Origin of the sequence: Polaribacter sp. L3A8, assembly GCF_009796785.1 — a bacterium.
Classification (GTDB): domain Bacteria; phylum Bacteroidota; class Bacteroidia; order Flavobacteriales; family Flavobacteriaceae; genus Polaribacter.
On record NZ_CP047026.1, the window covers coordinates 582,545 to 589,808 of the forward strand.

Consider the following 7,264-nt stretch of genomic DNA (forward strand, 5'->3'; position numbering starts at 1 on the left):
TTATTCAACTTTAATAAATTTAAAAAGATTGTTATCCATAGTTTCTATCATATCCAAAAAATCATTTTTCATTTCTACTTTAGTTAAACTTGAATCAAATAAATCATTCCTTAAGCTAGCATTACTCCATATTGCATCAAATGCATTTTGAGCATTATTACCATCTTGAAACATTTCTTTAAATTGAGTTTTCATATTTGTTAATGCAGTAGCTTCATCTGCCCAACCGTGTGCTTTCAATTTCTTAAAATTAACTATCCATTCGAAGTTATCAAAATTTGATATATTTCTAAAATAACCATCTATAAGTTGGTTCACAGTTTGTGTACTGTTTTTTAATTTATTACTTATAAAATTTACGTTTTTAAGTTCTATATATTTTCCTGAAGAAGTCAGAATGTCAAATTGTTTAAAAACTCCATTAATTCCATTTGTAAAATTAGCACCTAAACTAGCTACATTAGAGCTATTTAAACCTTTTCTTTTTAGAACTTCTAAAGTTTGATACATTTCTGCAAGAATACCTAACCCTTCATTTGAAATAGGCGTACCATCTAATTTACTTCTCTTCATCCAACTATAAAACTTTTTCGCACCAGCTTGGCTTACATCAAAATTTTTGACAAAATATTCAACTTCTTCTAGAAAAACATCCATTTTTGAGTAATATCTACCTAAACCACTTGCCGTACCTGCTGCATCACAATGAAGTATTTTATTTTTCTCTAAAATTATACTTAACTCATCAACCCAATTACCATCTAATCTATTTCTAAAAGGCAAATCATCTATTAAAGTTTTTAGCTTATTTAATGTAGGTACATCTTTTGTAAACACTCTTGTTCGTTCAAAAGCATCAAACATAAATATCCATGATTCTAGCCCATTATTATCATCTATAAATAATTTTAACACTTGCCCTACATCATCATCTGCTAAATCATCTGCCAGACCTGAAATTGGACAAGTATTTTGAGCGAAAAACTGAAAACTTAATAGATATAATATTAATAATACTTTTTTAAAAATATTTAATTTCATCTGCATAATTTTTTAGTTACAAAATGGTCTATTAGGAAAATTTTCTCTCAATCTTTTCCAAGAGTTCGCTAAATTAAGTTTTCTAGCATCGTTTTCAGCTGCATTAAATATTGCTTTAAAGGTATCTCCACTTTGATTAAACTCTAATTTAAAAGCATCTATTTGTGAAGATGACCAACCAGGTGAATTATCAAGAAAACTAAATAACCTGTTATTAGCAGCAAGTGCTTCATCAAAATGCTTTCCAATTTGCTCTTTTACTTCGGTTGTATTTAATGAATTATATACATCATCAGCCTTTGCAGAATATTCTGTTAAAGGAGAAGTAACAACAACTTCATCAGCATGGTTTACTTGATTCTTAAGTTTTTTAAATAAAACTACTTCATTATCTACTTTTTTTGCTGCTATAACAAAAACATTACTACCTGCTTTTAAATATGCTGTTCCAACTGGTAAAGCCAACCCTAATGCAAAAAAGGAAGCTTGTGTAGTATCTCCTCGTGCAGTTGAATAAACTAACCCTAAAGAATCACCAACTGAATCAACATATGGTATAGGTATCAGACTCAAAACGTCAGCTAAACCATAAACAATTGGATCGATTACACTAAAGCTATCGAAATCATAAAAATGTAAATTAGCATCTAGATTATTAAACCCACTTAAAATTGTGAAATTCTGGCCAAAACCAAAATATGACGTTTTACTAGCAAAATAAGAATTAGCCGCATATTCATCTAAAATATATACTTCTCTAAATGTCCCTATATCATTTAAAGTTGGTGTTGTCCACTCACTTTGTTTAGTTATATCTTCATGTTCTGAAGCAAACTTATACTTTTGTTTAATTTCTTCTTTTTTAGCATTATAATCATCTATAAATGAAGATATTTCATCATCTGTAGGAGACTCTTTCATGGAAAAACTAGAAATAATAGTTGATAAATTAGATTTTAAATTTTTAATTTGTTGAACATATTTAGATTCAAAAATATTTAGAACATTAATTGCATTTTTACCATTTTCATTAATTCTTTTAACAAGAACTTGTACATGTTCTCCACTTGCTTTTATATAATATTGTCTTACATAAAGAGGTTTCTCAATAGCTTTAAAAACTTCTATCACTCCTTCAAAAATACTATTTCCTGAGTTTTGACTGTAAGTACTAGTAACAATTCCCTGCTCACTCTCTGCATAACCTATGTTATAACAAGAATCTCGATTAAATAGTCCAACACCAAAAATTGATTGATAATCAGAAACAGGAATTATTATATTAACAACTTTTTTATTTCCTACAAAACTAGAATTAGTTATTGCTTGTTGAGCCATATCTTGTAATAAATAATCTAAATAATATAAATTATTTTCAATTTTAAGAAAGGTTACAGTTACAAATGTATCTGGTTTATTAAATGATAATAAATGTAGTTTATCTTCAAGCATATCAAGTTGTGTTGGATCTATATACTGTGAAGTTTCTGAATTAGCAAATTGAATATGTTTATAATTCCCTTTTGACCTAATTTCAGTATACATGGTACTTTCAATGCCATTAGGAGATAAAGCTCGGTCTAAGGCATCATTAACTAAAGTTTGATGACTGTTCATTATTGTTTGATGCTCTGGGTTTGTTTCTGGCTTTAAATAGGTAAATTGATTACAAACTCCTCCATCTGTATTAGTGCTAGAATCAGCACAAGATATATTACCTTTCAATTCTATATTACTATCAGTAAACAAAAAATTATTTTGTTTGTTTTTTATATAACCCCAAGTTGTTTTATAATAAGTATCATCTCCACATCCACCTGCATCTCTAAAGAGATATACATCTTCATTATCATCTAAATTAGGGAATTTAGTTATTAATAAAGGTGAAAAACCTGCTTTTAAATAATCATCTTCTTCCGCAACATAAACTCTATTATTGTTATTAATATCAACAATCCCAGGAACAGAACCATTTGATATTTGAGAATTTCCTGCTGGATCATATATTTTATTAGAACTATTAAACGAGAATGGTGTCCAGTTAGCTGTTAACCAAATTTTGCCAGCTAATTCAACTTCCCCATCACCCTCAAAAATACCAATATGTATATTTGGGTTGTGCATACTTTGCCACTGAACATATGGTAAATGGGTTGCCAAATTGGTATAATCCATTAACCAATTGGTAGCGTTTTCACTCCAACCATAACTATGTGTAGAAAATGGGTGTTTTAGTTGGAAAGCACCATGCCCTAACTCATGCGCAATTGTTTTTGTAGTTGCTGCATAAATATAACCAAACTGTCTGCCAATTGGCATAAGTCCTTTTTCACCAGGAGTACTAGGGTTTTTATCTGTAATAATTAAATAATAGGCTGTTGCGTTGTAATCTGGTCTTGTTTTTAAAGCAGTATTAATAGTTTGTTGTTGACTTGTATAATTGGCTAAAAACCCGCTTTCGCCACTTTCTATGGTAGTACCAGAAGCGTAACTATCTAGATTAAAATCGTTAACTATGGTAATATTTAAATTTACCATGGCTTGCTGGTAAACTGCTCTTACTTCATCTTTTAAAGTATTTATGTTTGTAGTATTTGATGTATTTACAAGAACAACATCTACTTCTTTTTGTTTTGCTTGGTATTGTATAAAGGCACCTGCAATTTCATATTTTTCGCCTTGTTTTATGACTGCTTGGGTTTCTATACTTGCATCGGTAAAAACACCTCTTAATTTTAATTTATACGTAGTTGTACTATTCGTAAAAGTACTATCTACTTTAGGGATGCTAACACCGTTTTTAGTTTTAAAAATAATGTCTTTTGGTGCAATATTACTATCACTAATATTTAAATTAGCTATAATATAATCATCTGCATCTTTAGCAACAGATTTGTAAGGAACATAGTAGCCACTTCCTAAATTTTTATACAAATTTTGGGTTTCGCTTTGGTTGCTTTCGTAAGCATCAAAACCAAACACATTATCTGAAGACTTTGTAAACGTTACCGTTACACCTTGTGCACTAATACTTGTTGCCTCTCCAGAACTATTTACTCCGTTTGTATTTTCTGCAGTAGAGCTTCCGCCTTCTGCTTGCGGTCCTAGGTTATTTACATTTCCTTCTTCATCTACAGTCCAAACTTGCCCATTGCTATCTGTAATTGTATAATCTTCACCTCCTGGAAATTCTATAATTTGTCCGTTTGTTCCAATCACTAAAATATCTCCATTAGGATCTATTTGTATATCACTTATAGGAAAATCTATTTGCTTAAAATTTTCTTGCCCATTAGCGCCATTAAATAGATCACCTACATCTTCTACATTACCCCAAGTTGGGTCGTAGCTTGTTTTTATGATACCATCGTATAATTGATAATCTGTATTAATTTTTATTCCGCTAAACTCTACGGCTATTTTGGTATCTGCTAAATAAGGGACTACAATAAATCCTTTACCTGTAAAATTACCATTACCGCCTTCTATTACTTTTATTGTTACCGGAAAATCACCTGCAGTAAAGGTTTCGTTTACACCAATATTACCTAAAGGAGTAGAATTTGTAACTTCTATTACTGGTACAATACCACAACTATACGTTATAGATTCATCTAACGTAGGTGTTGTAAATTGGTTAATTGTACTATAACTATAAGCTTGGTTAAAATCTACCAATTCATTACAAGTACCTCCTACTCTAAAATCGTAAGTTACACCGTCTTGTAAATTAGAAATTTGTGCTTGGTTATTATATGAAAATATTTCGAACCATTCTGCATCAGGTACATCTGATCGTTTGTATTGTAAATGATATTTTTTATGCTCAGTGCTTGTTTGCCAGGTAATTTTTACACTACCAGAATTTAAGGGTTCTGCTAATACAAAACTAGGAGGATAACAAACATTTGTATACGAAAAGTAATGTATTTCACTATAACCGTTATTTCTAAATACAGAATTTTCACTTAAACCAGTAGTAGATTTAGCACGTACACGCCATGCATATTTTTTACCGGGTAATAATGTAGGCTTGCTTATGTTGTATAGTAACGTGGTAGCATTTGTAGTTTCTGTATAGTAATTTGGTGATGCTAAGAAAGCTGCTTGCGGATCCATTTGGTTGTCCCAAAGTTCTCTCAATTCAAACTCGTAACTTACATTCGTTGCGTTTATATGTCTTGGAGTCCATTGAAAGATAATATTCATGGGATCTATATCTGACAACTGATCTCCATTATTAGGTAAATTTAAAATAGGCGGATCGTTTAATATTAAAAACGTACTAGTACAACCTGTATTTGGGTTTGCTATTTGTTGGTTTGTTAAAAAATCATACACTTCCCAACAAAAGCTATAAGTACCATCTGGTAACGGATTATTATATTGTTGAGGAGATATGCCTACTAAATTTTGTAACTGAAAATAGGCAGATAAATCTAAGTTAGAGAGTTGATTTAAAGTTCCTCCGTTTAAAAAAACTAAAGGAGCTCCTATTACTGTATTTGTAGACTGTATATTACGTCCATTACCTGTAATATGTAATTTTAAACGAACTTGTCTATTGCTTATACTTATATCTGTTAATAATAAGTTTAATCTAAATTTTACTTCTTGAGAAGTTACATAATCATTTAATTTTGTGGGATATGGAGGTAGAATTGTATGCACAACTTGCACAGGATATTGCTGTGCAGATGCAAAAAAAGTAAAAAGTAAACAATAAAAAGTAAACCCTTTTTTAACAGACCATTTTCTTGCCATAGAGAGACTGTCTGTTAGAAGTTGTTTTTTTATATTTTTAAAAAATTGTATCATTTGCAGATATTTTTTTAGATGCTGAAATAAGTTTGGTTATACATATTCTAACTTCTTTATTCTTTTTGTACTTTAATGTCACAAATTATATATGAATTTGTTCCATCTACTACATATTCTTTTATTTTAATAGCTCCTTTACGGCCAGTATAAGTTTCAAAAAGCACCACCCTTGGCACTAAAGAATTATCAAACTCTTCTAAACCACTTGGTGTATCTGTAATTACCAAATTATCTAATAGAGTGTCTTCTGTAATACTATTAAATTGTTCTGTTGATAAAGAAACATTGCATTCACAAGATTCTTGAACATTTATAAACTTTGTATAAACTGCATTTGGTATAGCATTAAATGTTGTTGTTTGAGCTTGTGTGGGTGAAACAAATTTATTGACATTAAAATTTTTATTAAAACCAAAGAAAGGAATATCAATTAAATGTCCATTTTCTAAAGTAACTTCATCTTGCGTATACACACTTCTTGTTATTGTAGAAAAGAATGCGCCAATAGTATTTGAACTATGTGCTGTATTTATACCTAATTTAACGTCTGTAAAAAGTCTAACATTTGTGTTGGCATAAACTATAATTTCTTTTGTTTTGGTTGCTGTTTTTTTTCCGTTATCTCCAATTAATTTTATAGTATAAGTACCCGGAGTATTAAATGTTACAGTTGGTGTTTGATCTACCGAATTTATTGGCACACCGTTAGAAACTTCCCATTGATAACTTGTAACACTTACAGAGTTATTAAGCATTGTTATGGTTACAGGTGCTTGATAATCATCATCTTTAAAATCTACCTCCCAATCAAAATCTACAAGAATATCTGGGGCTACGGTAATTATTGATTCTTTAGAGAAAGTTTCTAAACCATTAGATACAGTTACTTTAATTAGATGATCTCCTGGTGTTTCATATACAATATCTACTGGATTTTTCTCGTTAGAACTTTCTGGTATACCACCTATAAAAGTCCAATTATAGGTTAAATAGTCTCCGGCTGTAGAATTTTTTATTTTAACACGCGCTGCAGGATAATTATTTTCTATTATTTCAGTAGAAAATTGAATATCGATCCCTTCTAAAACTTTAATTTCTTTTTCAAAAAAGGCCTCTTCTCCATCAACATTCGATGCTTTTAATCGTATTAAATATGTCCCTGCTTTAGAATAAGTTATGGTACCCGGATTCTTGTCTGTAGAATTCTCTGGTGTTCCTCCAGTAAAAGTCCAACTAAAAGTATCTGCATTTTCAGTTTTATTACTAATATAAACCTGAACGGGTGCAGAAGCATCTTCATTAATTAAAGTTGTTACAAATGACGCATTTACTACTAGCGCAGTTTCTTCATAACAACCTACATTTAATATAAGTATTATTATTAACAAAAAACATCTTTTTA

3 protein-coding genes are annotated in these 7,264 nt (G+C 30.2%); all 3 read right to left on the minus strand.

Annotated elements, in window-relative coordinates; translation table 11 throughout:
* The 3 genes from GQR92_RS02100 to GQR92_RS02110 are packed head-to-tail and all read right to left on the minus strand — an operon-like array spanning window position 1 to window position 7,250.
* Window positions 1-1,041, minus strand: coding sequence for a hypothetical protein (locus GQR92_RS02100; protein ID WP_158837572.1), 1,041 nt, complete (start codon window positions 1,039-1,041; stop codon window positions 1-3).
* A gap of 12 nt (window positions 1,042-1,053) precedes the next feature.
* Window positions 1,054-5,859: a fibronectin type III domain-containing protein gene (locus GQR92_RS02105; protein ID WP_158837573.1), complete on the minus strand. Its 4,806-nt coding sequence runs from the start codon at window positions 5,857-5,859 to the stop codon at window positions 1,054-1,056.
* A gap of 56 nt (window positions 5,860-5,915) precedes the next feature.
* Window positions 5,916-7,250 carry a PKD domain-containing protein gene (locus tag GQR92_RS02110; RefSeq protein ID WP_158837574.1) on the minus strand — a complete coding sequence of 445 codons (1,335 nt, stop codon included), beginning with the start codon at window positions 7,248-7,250 and terminating at the stop codon, window positions 5,916-5,918.
* Window positions 7,251-7,264: the final 14 nt, after the last annotated feature.

Coding starts and splice junctions, on each gene's coding strand:
- GQR92_RS02100 (WP_158837572.1), bottom strand. CDS start 1,041: ATGAAATTAAATATTTTTAAAAAAGTATTATTAATATTATATCTATTA.
- GQR92_RS02105 (WP_158837573.1), bottom strand. CDS start 5,859: ATGATACAATTTTTTAAAAATATAAAAAAACAACTTCTAACAGACAGT.